Here is a 17,626-nt window from a genome sequence, read left to right on the forward strand (position 1 = left end):
TTTTACGATACTTAATTATTAATGGCAGTTGTTCTCAGCAACTGCTTTTTTGTTTTTAATCCACTTTTACTATTTCGCCATAAACTTTGAATTTTAGGTTTGTGATATAATTTATTTGTTCTAAAACATTCTCTAATGCTGCGTCTTTTTTAATGAATACCGTTAACGGTGTTGCTAATACTTGTTCATTATCATATTGAAATGAAACTCCGTATTTATATTGTAAAATGGTGATTACGTGTTTAAGTGTAGTCTGATCCAGAGTAACATCTGTATTATACCAATTGACCAAAAATGATTTATCAGCCAGTTGTTTGGTCAGTTTTTGTGATTCGAATAATGCTTCTTCATTTGGAACTAAATCAACGCTCTGCCCTTTTGAAGTCACATTTACTTTTCCGGTTACAACAATGACTTCACATTTAGATTTTGACATTTGAATGTGAAATGAAGTTCCCACAACTCTCGTTTTAAGCTCGCCCGAAGTGATTATAAAAGGATGTTTTTTGTCTTTAGCAATTTCAAAAAATGCATTTCCTTTTAACAAAACGACTTTTCTTTCGTCGCCTTCGAATTTTTCAGGATACTGAAATGATGAGTTTGCTGCCAGATAAATTTTCGAGCCGTCACTTAATTTGATAGATTTGGGATTCGATGACGTTTTAAATGATAATTGTTTTTCTTTTGCAAAATCAGGCTTAAAGAAAAAACCTAAACCAGCAAGAAAAAGAATACTGGCAGCCGCCATATATTTTAGGTACGGATTAAAATTGAATGCTTTTTTATGTACAATTCGAAGTTGAATTCCGTCGTATATATTTTTAGAAACTTCAACAGAATTTCCCATTGAAGATTCATCCCATTTAGAATTTTGGTATTCGCTTAAAGCAAAATTATTCAGCAGATTTTCTTCTGCCTCTGAAGTTTTATTTCGAGAACTTTTATCTATAAGATATTCTAAACTATGTTTAATTCTTTTTATCATAATACTTATTGTTACCTATAAGTACCGAAAGTTTAAAATCGTACTATCCGGAAATATTATGAAACCATTAACAGAAAGTTATCTTAAAAATTTTGTTTAAAAAAGATAATTGGAGCTATCCAGGCCAGATCTTTCAAGCCTTCGCGTAATTGTTTTAATGCCGATGAAATTTGGTTTTTCACCGTTTGTTTTGAAATTCCAAGTTCTTCTGCAATTTGATCAATTGACATATCCTGAAATTTATACATTAATAAAACCTCTTTTCTTTTCTCCGGAAGCTGGTCTAATAAGGAATAAAGTAAATCCATTACTTCGGGATCAATTGACTGAAAGTTGTCGATAATGTAATCTTCAAATTTATCTTCCATAATCGTCTTATCGAAACGATTATTTTGATAATGTTTAAAGATCTGATTTTTTACCGCTCTAAATAAATAAGGTTCGATCGCATTGATATTTAAATCGTCTTTTCGTTCCCATAAATCAATAAAAACATCCTGAACAATATTCTGCGCCAAGTCTTTATCCTGAGTCATCGTATAGGAGAAGGCATTGAGTTTCTGCCAGTAATCAGTATACGTTTTTTCAAAAATTTCAGGATTCTTCATTGGTAATTTTAATCACATTAAGTGATGTAAAATAAGGAAATGTTATACCAATAGTTTTTGCCTTAAAGTTATCTTTAAATTAAATTTTGAATTGTTTTGTTTTATTAATACTACGGTTTTCGGGCAAAAATGACAATCGATTTGCGATTTCTTTTCGTTTAGCTAACACAAAAATTAAATTGCGGCACTACATTAGTAATCTCTAAAATGCAATTCTCTTTTGCTGCGTCTCCATACTTTTTAATCCTAATTTCATCTAAAAATCATGAAACAAATTTTGTTTGCATTGCTTTTTGCCGGGACAGTACAATTGAGTCAAGCGCAAAATGAGAATTTAAAAATCAACCAGATACAAGTTATCGGTTCGCACAACAGTTACCGCCATAATATCGAACCTGACTTATTCAATTTCATTCAGGCAAAAGATACTACACGTTCACTAAAAGGTTTGCAATACACACACATCAGTCTTACAGATCAGTTAAATAAAGGTTTACGCCAATTAGAAATTGATGTTCAGGGCGATCCTCAAGGCGGAAAATTTGTACACCCAAAAGGTCTTGACCTTGTAAAATCACAAGAGGCTTACGACCCAAATGGAGAAATGAAAAAACCGGGTTTTAAAGTTTTTCATATGATTGATATCGATTTTAGAACTTCTTGCTACACGCTTCAGAGCTGTCTTGCTGAACTAAAAAAATGGTCTGACGCAAATCCTGATCACGTTCCGGTTTTTATTACTTTAGAACCAAAAGACGATGACAGCTATTTGGGAACAAAAGCTGAGAAATTTACATCTGAACTTTTTGATGCTTTAGACAAAGAACTTCGCAAAGGTTTAGGAAATAAACTGATTACGCCAGACATGGTTCGTGGAAAATACAAAACGCTTGAAGAAGCGGTTTTAAACAACAACTGGCCAACGCTGAAAAAAGCAAAAGGTAAATTCTTGTTTATTTTGGATAATAACGGAGCAAAAAGAGATTTATATGCTTTAAATCATCCGTCATTAAAAGGACGCGCGGTTTTCATCAACGCCGAGCCCGGAAAACCAGAAACCGCAACAATATTCAGAAATAATCCTGAAGATGCTACAATAGCCGATTTAGTTAAAAAAGGCTACATTATAAGAACGAGAGCCGATGCTGACACTAAAGAAGCAAGAGCAAATGATTATACGGATTTCAACGCTGCAAAAACGTCAGGAGCACAAATCATCACTACCGATTATTATCTGCCGAGTACTTTCTTTAATTCTCCTTATCAAATTAAATATGATGATGGGACTTATGTGAGAGTTGATCCGGTTAATGGTAATTAGGTTTTAGTTTACAGTCGCAGTCACAGTTTTCAAGATTGTGACTGTGATTTTTTTTAACGCAAAGAGCGCAAAGGTTTTTCGCAAAGTATGCAAAGGATTCTTTAAGTGTTTATTAATAAACGTAAAGTTCACAAAGCTGTTATTGATAAAGCTTTGTGAACTTTGATTTTTATAAAATCTTCTTAAAAAAACTCTGTGTTCTTTGCGAAAAAAACTTTGTGCTCTTTGCGTTAAAAATATACATCTAACACTAAAATTACTTCAAGCTTTTAACTTCACCTGTTTTCAAATCAACTGTAAAATGATCTGCAGGAACTTCGTGCATGAATTTATTGAAGATGACAAGAAATAACTTCATCTGTTTTTTCAGAGGCTTAGCAACTTCTTCTTTAGAATTCTCTAAATACAACTTCGATAAAACTTTATAAGCTGCCACCCGCTTTTCTCCAACATCAACTAGAGCCAATTCATCAGCGCTTCTAAAACGGTAAAAATCAATTAAAAGATCATTTCCTGTCCAGTTAAAATCTTCTTTTTTGAGATTATTTTGAGCTAAAATTTGTTCCGATTTCAATTCAGCTTCACTCCCTTCTTTTTGAAACTGTGATTTATTTTTCAGAATAAAATCAAAATCTTTATCCGATTGAATATTAGCTAAAACCAATAAATCATTGGCAGAAACATTCAGAATAAAATCCTTAAAAGCAGAAGGCCAGTCATCAGATAAAAATCTCAAACGAACTAATTCCTTCAAATGGAAATCGGTGAAATCGTGGTAATTTTTAGTTTTCAGAATATCGATATTCCAAATGTCTTTTACGTTCTGACTTTGTAAAAACTGATATTCCATTTTATACAAATCAAAAAGTTCATCAAATCCTTTAACCTCATCAATAGTAATCGTTTGAATATCGACCAGATTATCTTTTTTAATCGTCAATAATTTATAAGCTGGAATATAAGCTGCAAGCGACGGCGTTTGAATATTAACCAAAGTATTTCCTTTTGCAGTCGTACGCAATCCTGTATCGTTGATATGCATGTGTCCGCCAAAATGAATTTTCAATCCTGCATCGGCAAAAACCTGCGCTACTTCTTCAACCGGAACTCGATTCAACTGCCATTTATTCGGTCCTAATAGTCCTTTTATTTCCGCAGAAGCGTCATCATTAAAATCAATCATTGGAAAATGACTGAAAGCTACAAGAGTTTTTCCGCGAAGTTTGGCTTCCGCCGAAATATCCTGAACCCATTTAATAAGATGTTTTTTGTTTGAAAGTACATTATTATAACCTGTACTGGCTTCTGAATAACTTTTAGAATCTTTTGGATCACTATCGGTTTTCTTTGGAATATAAACGTTTCCGTCAATTGCCATTAACCAAAGTCCGTCGATTGGTTCAACGACATAACTCACATCCGGAACTTCAAATCCAGGCGCAACATTGTAAACTCTTTTGTTTAATTGAGAAGCTTCAACTGCTTTTTTGTAATTGTAGTTTTGGGAATTATAACTGGCAAAAGGAGTCGACCAGAATTTGTATTTTTTATTCGGATAAAAACCGAAGTTTTGCAGATCATTGGTTATGCCTAAATAACCCATTTTAGCAATATCGGCTGTTATGACAACTGGCTGTTCGATATTCATGTTTGGCTTATACATGCCGTCTTTGCTAAAAATGGGTTGGCTTTTTCCTTCTTTTCCTAAAAAATCTTCTTTTCCCGATTCCTGAGCAAATGGTCCAACCGGATCATGATTTCCGGTCGTTATAAAAAATTCAATCCCATATTTTTTTTGGTACTGATCTAAAATCTTCTTCAATCCGCGCACGTGTATCGGCTGTCCGTCATCGGTGTAATCGCCCGGAAGTGCAACATATTTTATTTTTCGTTTTGCAATATCTTCAAGAGCGGCGATGAAGGCAAAATAATTTTCATTGAAAATTCTCGTCGAATGTAACTGCGAGGCCATCGTTCTTATTAACGCATATTTTCCGGTTTTGGTATTCAAAACACCTTTAAAATCATTATCAGAGAAGCTTCCAAACAAATCCTGAAGATGAACATCAGATAAAAATGCCACCTGAACGCCATCTAAATTCTTTTGATTTTGGGCTGAAATGGTATGATTGAAGATTATTATAAAGAGTATAATTATTGGCGAAGTAAATTTTAAATTCATAGGTTGTAAGCTTTTGCAAAATGGGGAATTTATTAAAAGTAATAAGCAGCAATTTTATCGATTTAAAGATGAAATGAGTTTATGTTATTGTTATCGAATGATAATGTTTTTATTGAGGTTGTTTTTTAACGCAAAGTTCGCAAAGGTTTTTTGCAAAGTTCACGAAGATTTTTCAAGTAAGTTTTTAATAAAAACTAAGATCACAAAGCTTTGCGAACTTTATGATAGCTGCGTTCAAAATATTATAAAATCTTAGCGTGCTTTGCGGTAAAATTTTTAACGCAAAGTCCACAAAGGTTTTTCGCAAAGTTCGCGAAGTTTTTCAAAGTAAGTTTTAAATAAACTAAAGTCCACAAAGCTTTGCGAACTTTATACAGCCCCGTTCAAAATATTATAAAATCTTAGCGCACTTTGTGGTAAAATTTTAATCAAAAAAAAAGGCTGTCATTTCTGACAGCCTTTACATTAAAACCTAAAATTTAATGTATAAAACCATTATGGCGAAATGGATTATTTCTTTATAAAACGTTTTATTGTTTTTTCTCCATCTTTTTCAAAAACAACAAAATAAATTCCCTGTCTTAAATTCGAGACATTCAGACTATTGTCATTGCTTTTTTGTGATGAAACTATTGAACCTTGAGAATCTATTACTTTAACATTTCCTCCTGAAACATCTTTTGTAAAGAAAAGCGTTTCTGAAACCGGATTTGGATAAACATTAAATGTAACATCTTTTACTTCATCGTCTATAACTGCCGACGGTGCTCCTGCTCCAACTTTTGTAATTCTAATCCAGTTGATGTTCATTCCCGTATTTTGAATGTAGATTCCGAAGTTATATGTTCCGGCATTTACATTTACCGTTTGTGTTACCGTCTGCCAGTTTTGCCATCCTCCGGTATTTGGAACATCAACATTTCCTAAAAGAATAGTTCCTCCGTTTAAATCAGATGATAATCTGCCGCCAGTAACGGCACTTGCTACTCTGTATTCAATTAAATAAGAACCAGTTGTTGGGAAATTAATATTGTTATACGCCAACCAGTCGCCCGTTTCTGTGTAACCTACGTTTGAACCTCCGCCAGTATCTGTTGTAGCTTCAACCTGAATGCCGCTCATTGCTGAGTAATCTTCTGCCTGAATCAAACTAGAAGTCTGAGAAGTAGTTGTTGCAATTAATTTCCATTGTCCGCACGTTTGGTTGTTATTGTCCCATTGCTGAACATTGGCACCATTTGCAGTACTTGCTCCGGCAACCTCAACGATTCTTCCGCTATGTCTGGCAACGATTTTATAAAAGCCATCGCCTGTAGAAACCAGAATGAATTGCTGATTTGTAGTTCCGTTATACGGATATTGCTCTACACTTACACCATTTGCTGTATTGAAACCATTTACGTCTAATGATTGTCCGCTGTGATTTACAATGATTTTGTATAAACCGTCACCTAAATGCGTAAACGTAAATTTTTGATTGTTTCCAGTATTTGCAGTTCCTTGTTTGATACCTGCTCCGTTTGTTAAACTTGCATTCCAAACGTCCATATTTAGGTTACTATTTCTATTTTGAAGGAAGAAAGTTTGATTTCCTAAAGTTGTAACTCCGTTCGCCAGAATTCGAATCGAACTTACTTTATCATTCCAAGTTGCATTCAAACATGAATTATCAGAATTAATTACCGTTGAAGCTCCGGTAAAATTATCATCCTGATATAAAATTGCCTGAAATCCCTGCGTAACTCTAAGTGACGAAATATCATCATTTAAAATGCCTAAGGAATTTAAACGGGCCAGATTATAATCTCCAATAGTTAATCCGCCTGAGAAACCAGTATAATTACAATCTTTATAAGCGGTAATTACACCAGTTGTTGGATTGATATTTCCTCCCGGTGGAATTGTTCCTGTAACTGAATAACTTCCGATAGAACCGTAAGCCGAATATCCACCGCTTCCGGCATTTCCTGCTCCGTTTCCATCAACGCCGACAAAATATTTACCAGCCGGAAGATTTACATTCATAGAAGCATTTAAAGCAAACGGATCAGAATTCCAATACGTTCCCATTTCTGTTCCGGCAGAATTATATAATCTTAGTAAAAGATGCAGGTTTCCGTCTCTTGAAACAGTGTTGGCATTTATAGAAACATTTCCGCCGCCAGTTGTAAATGTGAAGAAATCATAATCAGCTGCACTTGAAATAATTCCATTTTTTTGATTGATTGCTCCACTTGCATTATAATCTAAAGTGGCTGCAGAAGCAGTATTATCTCCGTAATCGTCTCCTCGATATCCTACTCCAAATTTAGAACCTGCAATTGTCGCTACGTCATCTTGCAAATTATTAGCAAAATTGTATTCGCCTTTACTCCATTGTACCACAGGTCTGTAATATCCAGCACCCATAATTGGAGCCCACGAAGTTCCGTCTAAACCTACGAAATAATCTTCGGCAGGATTGGTACGTCCGTCGTGACCCAAATCAAAAGTATGTCCAATTTCGTGAGAAGAAGCATCACCACCCGATTTTCCGGAAGTAATAAATACCCAGCAAGGTACATCATTATCCCAGTTAAACGAACCAATGTAAGCTACGCCACCCGCGCCCGGAGCTGCCGTATTTGTTGGCGTTACTACAACACGCATTCTTCTGTTTCTTGGGTAAGAATTAAAAACAGCTTCGCTTGTGGTTACATTTAGATTAAAAGGTCTGTAATCTTCTGAAACTACTTCCCAATGCTGCTGAACAGCTGCATCGCTCATTCCTGAAGCTGCAGCGTTTATAGCATTACCATTGTTCCAAAGATTTCCTGCAGGCATATAATAACCATCAAAATCTAATAAAACGCAGCCTGCTGCACCCGGTAAACTTTGAAGATTTAGCAATGCCGGAGCAATTTCTGCCGCCGCTGTTGTTTTATTTGCTGCTTTTGATGGAAGATTTTTATAATCGATACAAACCAAAGTATTGATATCTACTTTAGAAACAAAAGCATTTCCTTGTGCATCAGAGTAATATTTGTAGGCTTCTCTGGTTTTCTTTAAAATAATATGACCTTCAAGAGATTGGTCTTTAACTTTAATATAAAAAGAAGATTCTGCAACATTTTTAATTTCTCCAATTAAAAATTCACTTGACTGATCTGATTCTTTATAGTTTATTTTTCCGTTAAAGCTTTTGGAATCGGCTGCCTGAAGCAGAATTGTTTTTTCTGGCCCTTTTGCAGTTGTTGAAGAAACTAATCCATTTTTTATTTTATTCAAGAATGTTTTGCTCGAACCTAAGGAAGTCTGCGCCGTGGCAAAATATCCAAAGGAAATTATCAAGAGTAAACTTAACCGAAATCTGTAAATATTTTTCATATAATTGGGGTTAAAGGGGGTTACAATACTGATAAAAAATTAACCGCAAAGAGCGCTAAGTTTTACGCAAAGTCCGTCAGGTGTTTATTGCCTTTGCGAACCTTGCGTTTTTTCTTTGCGAACTTTGCGGTTAAAAAAACTTATTTTTTAATAAAACGTCTTACCGTTTTGATTCCATCTTTTTCTAATGAAATCAGGTAAATTCCTTTTTTCAAATCAGCAACGTTGATGCTGTTGTTGTTTACTGTTTGTGATGAAACTGTAGCACCGCCTTCAGAATTGATAACGCTTACATTTGCTCCGGAAACTTCTGAACTAAAGAAAAGTGTATCTTCTGTTGGGTTTGGATAAATGGTAACGCTTGCAATATCTGCAGGAGTTTCAGCAGCCGGAGCAACCGATTTTGCAGCTAAACCAGAAGCCGATTTTGTAATTCTAAACCAGTTTAAATTTACTCCCGAAGCTTGAATATAGATTCCGAAATTATACGTTCCGGCATTTACATTTACAGTTTGCGTAATAGTCTGCCAGTTTTGCCATCCTCCAGTATTTGGTACATTAACGGCACCAAGCTGAATTGTTCCGGCATTTAAATCAGATGATAATCTTGCTCCATTAACGGCACTTGCTACTCTGTATTCAATTACATAATTACCAGATGTTGGAAAGTTAATATTGTAATACGCCATCCAGTCTCCTGTATCAGCATAACCTACATTTAAACCTCCGCCAGTATCTGTTGTAGCTTCTGTTTGAACACCGCTCATTGTATTATAACTTTCGGCTTGTATTAAAGTTCCTGTTCCAGGAGGATTACTTCCTGTAATTACCTGATTGATGGCTGTTAATAATGATTTAGAACCAGTTGCATCCTGAGATAATTCCCAAATCATAACTCCGCCTGCGTTTTGAATCGCAAAAGTTGTTTTTGCTTTGATTGTTGGAATTCCGTTATAATAAATCGTATTTCCAACCTGATCTAAATTTTCTGCTCCCGGATATTGAGCTACAATGTTAGCATAAGAAATTCCCTGATTTGCAGAAGCTCCAAAACCGTATCCGTAAAATGGTAATCCAATGATAGCTTTACTTGCAGGTAAACCTCTTCCTGTCCAGTAATTAAATTGGTTTACAGCCATGCTGTATGGGGAATGTTGTCCCGGATTTCCTGGCTGCCATGGCCCAGTTGCATCGTATGCCATGATATTAATCCAGTCATAAGCCGCAAAAGTAGATGCAGGTACATTTGCACCACCATATCCTTCTGAAAGCGCTGACGAAATCAATTTACCATTGGCATGCAGTTTATTCGCCAAGGCAATAACAAATCCGCCGTAATCGCCGTTAATTGCCGGACCTTCTAAATCTACGTCGATTCCGTCAAAATTGTGAGCGACCACATAGTCGTACAGTTTTTGAATAAAAGCGGTACGGTTTCCCGGAGTAATTAAATTAAAATAATTGTCACGAATGGCACCGCCTTCAGAAATAGCACCTCCTCCAAGAGAAACAAAAACTTTAACATTTTGAGCATGTGCAGTATTAATAATGGCATTATTTCCAGAATTAAAACTTAAATATCCGTTTGCATCAGGATTTTCAAACGCAATATTAATGTGCGTTAATTTACTGTACTGGATAGTTCCTGCTAAAGCATTTAGATCAACCCAGTTCGGGACATAAGCGATTACTTTTTTCTGCTGGGCCGTAGCTAAGTTAAAAACTCCCAACACTAAGATAATAATGCATTTCTGCAGCATTCTTCGGTAATTGTTTTTCATAATAAATTGTTTAATAGATTAATAAAAATTTGTAAATTTTGGGGGAAATGAAAAATTTTGGATTTCAAACTTCAGATTTTAGATTTGATCGCTATGCAATCTAATTGGGTTAAACTAACTAACTCTCCCAAATTATTATCTAAAATCTAAAGCCTAAAATCGTTTTTAAAACTATTTTTTTATGAAACGTTTGATCGTCTGTTTGCCTTCTTTTTCAAAAACAATAAAATAGATTCCTTGTTTCAAATGTGAAACGTCAAAACTGTTATTATTGATTTTTTGAGATGCAACAGTAGACCCCGTTTGTGAATCGACTATTTTTACGCTTCCGCCAGAAAGATCTGTGGTTACATACAATGTATTTTCAACCGGACTTGGATAAACATTTAAAGCAATTTCTGCCGGTTCTTCTGCTGGTTGAACCGAAGCCGTTTTAGCAGCTGCACCCGCACCAACTTTAGTAATTTTAATCCAGTTGATGTTCATTCCTGTATTTTGAATATAAATTCCGAAATTGTACGTTCCTGCATTTACATTTACCGTTTGCGAAACCGTCTGCCAGTTTTGCCATCCTCCTGTATTTGGAATATCAACATTTCCTAAAACAATGGTTCCTCCGTTTAAATCAGATGATAATCTTCCGCCTGTAACAGCACTTGCCACTCTGTATTCAATTAAATAAGAACCTGTTGTTGGGAAATTAATGCTGTTATACGCTAACCAATCACCAGTTTCTGTGTAACCAACATTTGATCCTCCGCCTGTATCTGTAGTTGCTTCAACTTGGATTCCGCTCATTGCTGAATAATCTTCGGCCTGAATTAAAACAGAAGTCTGTGAACTTGTTGCCGGAACTAATTTCCATTGCCCGCAAGTTTGGTTGTTATTATCCCATTGTTGTACAATTGCGCCAGAAGCTGTACTTGCTCCTGCAACCTCAACAATTCTACCGCTGTGTCTTGCTACAATTTTATAGAAACCGTCGCCTGTAGAAACCAATACAAACTGCTGGTTTGTAGTTGCATTGTATGGATATTGCTCTAAACGCGCACCATTTGCTTTATTGAAATTGTTGATATCTAAAGACTGGCTGCTATGATTGGCAATAATTTTATACAATCCGTCGCCTAAATGTGTAAATGTGAATTTTTGGTTGTTTCCTGAATTCAGCGCACCTTGATTAATTCCTGCTCCGTTAGATAAACTTGCATTCCAAACATCCATATACAAACCGCTGTTTCTGTTTTGTAAAAAGAAAGTCTGGTTTCCTAAAGTTGTAGTTCCGTTTGCAAGGATTCTGATAGAAGTTACTTTATCATTCCAGGTTGCGTTTAAACAAGAATTATCAGAATTAATCACTGTTGAAGCTCCTGTAAAATTATCATCCTGATATAAAATCGCCTGATATCCTTGTGTGATTTTTAATGACGAAATATCATCATTTAAAACACCTAAAGTATTTAAACGTGCTAAGTTATAATCTCCAATTGTTAATCCGCCAGAGAAACCTGTGTAATTACAATCTTTATAAACTGTAATAACATCTGTCGTAGCCGGAACAGAAGGAACCGTTCCTGCATAACCTCCAAAAACGGCAATTACTTTTGTTGGCTGCGGCGAATGTAATGATGGTGACTGATCTGCAACATCATCATAAGCAAATCCATACGATAAATTATCAATGCTGATTCCCGGTAAATGCCAGAATTTAGAATAATGATTGGTTGGGTTTACCTGATAATATTTTGAGGCATCGTACCAGTTTTGCTGACCCGGATTTGCTGTTGTAGTATTTACAACGTGTCTGTTAATAGCAGCTGTTAATTGCGCCTGAATCACAAGATCTAAATCTCCGTCAACCAATCTTCTGTCCAGAACACCTTTTCCTTCAAGAGCTTCCTGAGTACTTGGTCTGTATTGAACTCTTCCTGTACGGCCAACAAATCCTCCAGATTGTCCAACCATTTCAAGCTGCTCGCCAATAACTCTTCCTTTAAAAACTCCGGCATCTCCGGCATAAAAAATTAAATCTTCATTCTTGTATTTATTCCAGATCGCATCGATATAGGATTTTAAATAATTGGCTTGTGGTCCAACTGTCGTTCCTCCTGTTCCATCTGCGAAAGCGGGAGTTTTTGACGGAGCTGTAATTTCACCTGTTGTATTGTTTACACAACCTTGAAATTCTGATGGAACATTGGCTTTAAAAGCAGCCACGATATCAGCGTGTTTTTTTAGTTCACCAACTTTCTTTTGATATCCGTTTGCGCCAAATAATTCCAATCCCATTGGATATTTATACGAATCTACTCTCGAAGGATTTCCGAAGAAACCATATTGATTGTTCGTTAATTCGATTATTTCATATAAAATTCCCTGATTTGGATCTGTTGCATTCAACGGATTTGGCGATGTATATCCCGAAGGAGCTCCATTGGCACCAAAAAAGTAAAAATACAACTGAGAACCTTTAGAAATAAAAACTCGGCAGCCTGCAATTAAAGGCAGCGTAAAAGTTTTGTTTGGAATTTCACTCAACTTGGTAAAACAAGCTGCGTATTTTGAATTTTGTCCCGGTCCGGTATTTCCTCCAATTGTTGGCCCCGTAACGGTATTATAAGAAGAACTCATTGGTAAAACCTGACTTGTTTTGGCATTTACCCAAACATGGTTTCCGGTGGTATAATCGATACCAACAATAGCTACATACAATTCATTATCATTAAATGTAGAAGTATTACTAATCGTAAAAGGAATCGCTCCCTGCCCGAACATAAAATTTGAAAACACCAGAAACAGTGCTGTCAGTAGTGAAAATCTTTGAAGTTTATTTTTTTTCATATCTAAATAATTGTGGGGTTTATGTAAATAGATTCTAAACTGAAATCATCTTTTAAATCATGACTTTTTAATCATCCGTCAGGTGCAATTATTTGGTGCTATCCATTTAAATTTAATTCCAGCTTACAATTGAATGAGAGGGTTTATTTTAAAACAAACTACACCCAACGGATTTTTAATTATTTCTTAATTAGCTTTTTTGTCCAGCTTTTTTGATCTGATTTGAAATTCAGTATATAAATTCCTTTTGTCAGTCTGCTCAAATCAATTACGCTTTCACTTGCTTCTTTCTCCGGTTTATTCTGAAGAACCAGCGTTCCTGAATTGTCATAAATCGTGATGATTTTGTTGTCTAAATTTTCAGGAATTGCAACTTGAATATAGTTATTTGCCGGATTTGGATAGATGGCAAAAACAACACTTTCCGGAGCACTTTCTTCAACTATAACATTCGCTTTTTTAGCTGCCGAAGCTGATCCATACGCTTCGATTTCATATAATGAATATCCGTAAGGAGCCAAAGCTTTTGTTGTACATAAAATACGCAGGTATCTTCCTGTTCCACTTACGGTTAAATCATCTGTTCCTCCATCGCTGGCAGTTTGTGTGTTGATAGTTTCGTTTTCGGTAAAAACGTTATCTGTAGAAAGCTGAACTTTGTATTGCGTTGCAAAAGCTGCTTCCCATTTCAATACTACACGATTAAGGTTATAATTGCTTCCTAAATCAACATAAATCCATTCGGTAGCATTCGCAAAAGAACTTGCCCATCTTGAAACCGTTCCGTCTCCGTCAGTTGCTTTACTGGCTGACAATGTTGCATTTTCTTCTGTAGAAGCTGTAGCCGTTTTTGACAAAGCTAAATTTACATTCGGGTTTGCCGTAATATTTCTAACAATAACATCGCTGAAAACTCCAGTTCCTAAAGTTCCGTTTGCGTGAGAAGTAACCGCCATTCCAACATAAATGGTATTCGCCATTGTAATTGTTTTTGGAGTTCCAAGTTGCGTCCACGTTGTACCGTTATCAGATGTGTAAGAAGTAAATACATTTCCTGCACGCACTACACGAACCCATTTTGGAGCTGTTCCCGCGGCAACATCTGCAACCGTTACTCCCGAAGTAGCATTTCTTGATAAAAACTCAACGCCTGCAGCTGGTGTAACATCTGTCATAGCATGTTTAGAAGTTGCTGTAAGTGTTTCTCTAAACATTACTCCCGCTTTTGCGTATGTATTGGTATTTGTTAACGAATTTACTTTGGCAATAATTTCGGCATCACCAGTAATAGATTGATTTACAAATTGAAATTGATCGCTGGTTTCCCAAATATCAGTTCCAGAACCTTTTATAGTGAAAGTTCCGCTAGAATGTGTTGCTTCTCCCGCTGGTGTTACCGCACCTAAATCTGTACTAACCCACGGTGCAGGTAATCCAACTGGAGTTTCTGTCGAAACTAAATTTAAAGCTCTTAAATTATCAAAATAATATGTGTTTCCAGAATTTGTTCCCGGCTCATATAAGAAAACAAAACGGTTTACTTCGCTGTCTAAAGTCGAAGCGTCTGGCGTACTTACATACGTAAATGTTACCGTATGCCAAGTATTAGTTTGTTTTACAACTCCCTGATAAATACTGTGTCTTCCTACCGGATAATTTGACGGAACCGAAGCACTGCTTTCTGCCTGCCATGAAATAACAGATCCAACCGGAGCAGAGGTATATACATCCATAGCGAATTTTTTAGTTCCCGCTTTGAAATCTCCAATATTGGTTAAAGTCGTATTGAAGGAGAAGTTATCATATAATTCTGTTGACTTACGAACATATCTTCCAACGTTTGAAGATGTATTAATTCCTGTCGCACTCGGGTTTGCTACGTTTGCTGTATAAGTTCCGATAGCATCTCTAAATGTAATATTGTGAACCGTTTGATAATCTTCATAAACAACTCCAGGCGTAAATGTATCCGGAAGTTTTGTTGCTCCAATTCTGATATTATCAAAATAATACGTATCGCTTGTAAAAGAACCTGAGTTAAACAATAAAACCATTTGGTTTACTGCCAAATTCGAAGTTCCTGCATCTGGACTTGAATTGAAATAAAAAGTCAAGGTTTCCCATTGGTTTTGTTTCGTTGTAATCGCAACGTAATTACTGTTTCTTCCCGTTGGGTAATTCGCAGGAAGTGAAGTTGCACTGTTTTCTAAATTCAAACTTACAACCGTACCAATTGGCGCCGATGTATACACATCGATCATGATTTTATTCGTCTGATTTTTTAGTAAACCAGCATCTTCTATCGTGCTTTGTGTGTTAAAGAAAAGTACATCGTATTGTTCCGTTACATTTCTAACATATCTCGCCACATTTGCAGACGAGTTAACAGCATTTGAACCCGGATTTGCCACAACTGAATAAGTTCCTGTTGTAGTTCCTTTTATAATTTTGTTGATGCCGTCGTAATTCTGCAATACGTCTGTGGCAACAATTGGTTTTTCTGGTGTAGCTCTTGTCAACAGGTTATCAAAATAATATGTTGCGCCAGAATTTGAATTCGATTCAAAAAGTAAAGCCACATTATTAATCGTTAAAGCGCTTGTATTTGCATCGATAATTTTTTCGAATTCAAACTCAATCGTTTCCCATTTATTCTGAACTGTTGTAGTTGCTTTGTAACCGCTGTGTCTTCCTAACGGATAATTTATCGCAGTTGTTACATTGCTATTTTCTAACTGCAATGAAACTTTAGTTCCAACCGGAGCCGAAGTATACAAATCAAAAGAAATTCTTTTTCTTCCGTATACATAATCATTTGCATTGCTGATTACTACATTTTTGATATTGAAAACATCGTACAATTCAGATGAGTTACGAACATATCTTCCAACCAAAGCCGAAGTATTAATTCCGGTTGCAGAAGGATTTGCTACGGCTTCAGTCAAAACTCCCGTTTTGTTTCCGTAAACAACATTTCTGTTCGTTTGAAAATCTTCCTGAATTTTCTCTACCGGAATAGCAGGTTCAGTTTTTACAGCCAATTTATATGTATTTGCCGTACAGCCAGAAGTTGTTGCTGTTACCGAAACATCTCCGCCTGCAGTTCCCCAATTTACAGTTACGGCATTTGTTCCCTGCCCAGCCGTAATTGTTGCTCCCGCAGGAACTGTCCAATTGTAGGTTGCGCCAGTAATAGCATTTATAGAATACGTTTTACCTGTTTCGTTTTGATACACTTTTGCATCTCCGGCAACGCCATATTTATAACTTCCGTCATAAACACGAACATAATCTACCTGCAATTTTGCAGGGAAATCAGCCGGAACTGGAGCTACTCCTGCCCCATTTACACTTGTATAAGGCGTTCCTGCACTACCAACAGCCAGATTTAAAATGATATAAAACTGATTATCGTTAAAAGGCCATCCGCCGTTTACTGTAGTATTGGGAGTTGCGGTGTGAAATAAAACATCATCAACATACCATTTAATAAAATTTGGTCCCCATTCTACCGCATACACGTGAAAGTCTGTAGATAAATCCGTTGGAGAGCTATAACTTCTTCCCGTAAAATGATATCCGTTTCCATCATAATGAATCGTTCCATCTACAGATTGTGGGTTTCTGTGTTTGGCTTCCATGATATCAATTTCACCTGTATACGGCCAGTTTCCTCCTACCGGAAGCATCCAGAACGCAGGCCATGCACCTTGTCCGTTTGATAACTTCATGCGGGCTTCAACTCTTCCGTATTTAAGGGAATACTTTCCTTCTGTAGTTAATTTTGAAGAAGCGTAAGGCTGATCAGGAAATGCGCCATTCGGCTCGTATTTTGCCTGAATGTTCAAATAACTGTTTGCTCCTTCTTTTACAATTGTCGCCTGATTTGGATCGTAACGCTGAGCCTCAGCATTTCCGAATCCGCAAAGTGCCGGACAACCGTTTCCTGAAATACTCTGCCACTTGGTTAGGTCGACAGTAGTACCGTTAAATTCATCTGACCAAACCAATGTTTTACATTGTGCCTGGACATTCAAAATTGGCAGCAGCACAAATATCGCCGCAGCCAAAAATCGCTTAAAATAATAGAAATTGTCTTTCGGTGGTCGGCCGAAAAAAGAGTCATTTTGATTCATTTTTTTAGTTTTTTGTTAGTAAAGTTTATTACCGCTACAAAAACCTATTTTGCAGAAATGGGTTCTTATTTTAATAATAATCCGACAATATTAACAAATAAATCAGGCTACACTTACATTTTCGAGTACGGTTTGACTACGGTGATTTAAAAAAAATGAAGAAAAAAGGCGTAAAACTACTTAGGATATTACTTACGAGATGAAATCCCGTTTTTTAGAAGTTATTCTTAATCGTAAAGTTTGTAAAAAGCTGCAAGAGATTTTAAAGGCGTGAAAATTTTAAACACATAGAAACATAGATTTTCTTCTTGCTTATTATTTGAGATTATAAAAAAAGCTCGCTTTTACACATAGCTATGTTTGCTTAAACTAGTGAAACGCCTTTTTTATAGATAAAGCAAAACTA

The 17,626-nt window shown here is 36.0% G+C and carries 8 protein-coding genes; 1 reads left to right on the forward strand and 7 read right to left on the reverse strand.

The genetic code is table 11. The annotated features are described in order from the left end of the window. Positions 1–55: 55 nt before the first annotated feature. Both J2Y38_RS16865 and J2Y38_RS16870 read right to left on the reverse strand, forming a co-directional pair. Complete coding sequence (locus tag J2Y38_RS16865; RefSeq protein WP_309844771.1) at positions 56–985, reverse strand: FecR family protein; 930 nt, start codon at positions 983–985, stop codon at positions 56–58. A gap of 83 nt (positions 986–1,068) precedes the next feature. After that, positions 1,069–1,593 (reverse strand): RNA polymerase sigma-70 factor, encoded by a 525-nt coding sequence (locus J2Y38_RS16870; protein WP_073489226.1) that lies wholly within the window; start codon positions 1,591–1,593, stop codon positions 1,069–1,071. Between the two features lie 265 nt (positions 1,594–1,858). Here J2Y38_RS16870 and J2Y38_RS16875 point away from each other — a divergent pair, with 265 nt between their 5' ends. Further along, positions 1,859–2,914 carry a phosphatidylinositol-specific phospholipase C1-like protein gene (locus J2Y38_RS16875; RefSeq protein WP_309844773.1) on the forward strand — a complete coding sequence of 352 codons (1,056 nt, stop codon included), beginning with the start codon at positions 1,859–1,861 and terminating at the stop codon, positions 2,912–2,914. 256 nt (positions 2,915–3,170) lie between these two features. On the opposite strand, the gene J2Y38_RS16880 is transcribed toward J2Y38_RS16875, so the two are convergent. From J2Y38_RS16880 to J2Y38_RS16900, 5 genes are all read right to left on the reverse strand, one after another. Next, positions 3,171–5,096 (reverse strand): metallophosphoesterase, encoded by a 1,926-nt coding sequence (locus tag J2Y38_RS16880; RefSeq protein ID WP_309844775.1) that lies wholly within the window; start codon positions 5,094–5,096, stop codon positions 3,171–3,173. A gap of 510 nt (positions 5,097–5,606) precedes the next feature. Beyond that, positions 5,607–8,462 (reverse strand): RICIN domain-containing protein, encoded by a 2,856-nt coding sequence (locus J2Y38_RS16885; RefSeq protein WP_309844777.1) that lies wholly within the window; start codon positions 8,460–8,462, stop codon positions 5,607–5,609. Positions 8,463–8,602: 140 nt separating this feature from the next. Beyond that, on the reverse strand, positions 8,603–10,243 hold the full coding sequence (locus tag J2Y38_RS16890; protein ID WP_309844780.1) for a glycosyl hydrolase family 18 protein: 1,641 nt from the start codon (positions 10,241–10,243) through the stop codon (positions 8,603–8,605). Positions 10,244–10,414: 171 nt separating this feature from the next. Continuing rightward, a complete protein-coding gene (locus J2Y38_RS16895; RefSeq protein WP_309844782.1) occupies positions 10,415–13,084 on the reverse strand; it encodes a beta-1,3-glucanase family protein in 2,670 nt (889 codons plus the stop codon). A gap of 179 nt (positions 13,085–13,263) precedes the next feature. Further along, on the reverse strand, positions 13,264–17,220 hold the full coding sequence (locus tag J2Y38_RS16900) for a family 16 glycosylhydrolase (RefSeq protein WP_309844784.1): 3,957 nt from the start codon (positions 17,218–17,220) through the stop codon (positions 13,264–13,266). Between the last annotated feature and the right edge of the window lie 406 nt (positions 17,221–17,626).

Source organism: Flavobacterium sp. 2755 (assembly GCF_031455715.1).
Lineage (GTDB): Bacteria > Bacteroidota > Bacteroidia > Flavobacteriales > Flavobacteriaceae > Flavobacterium.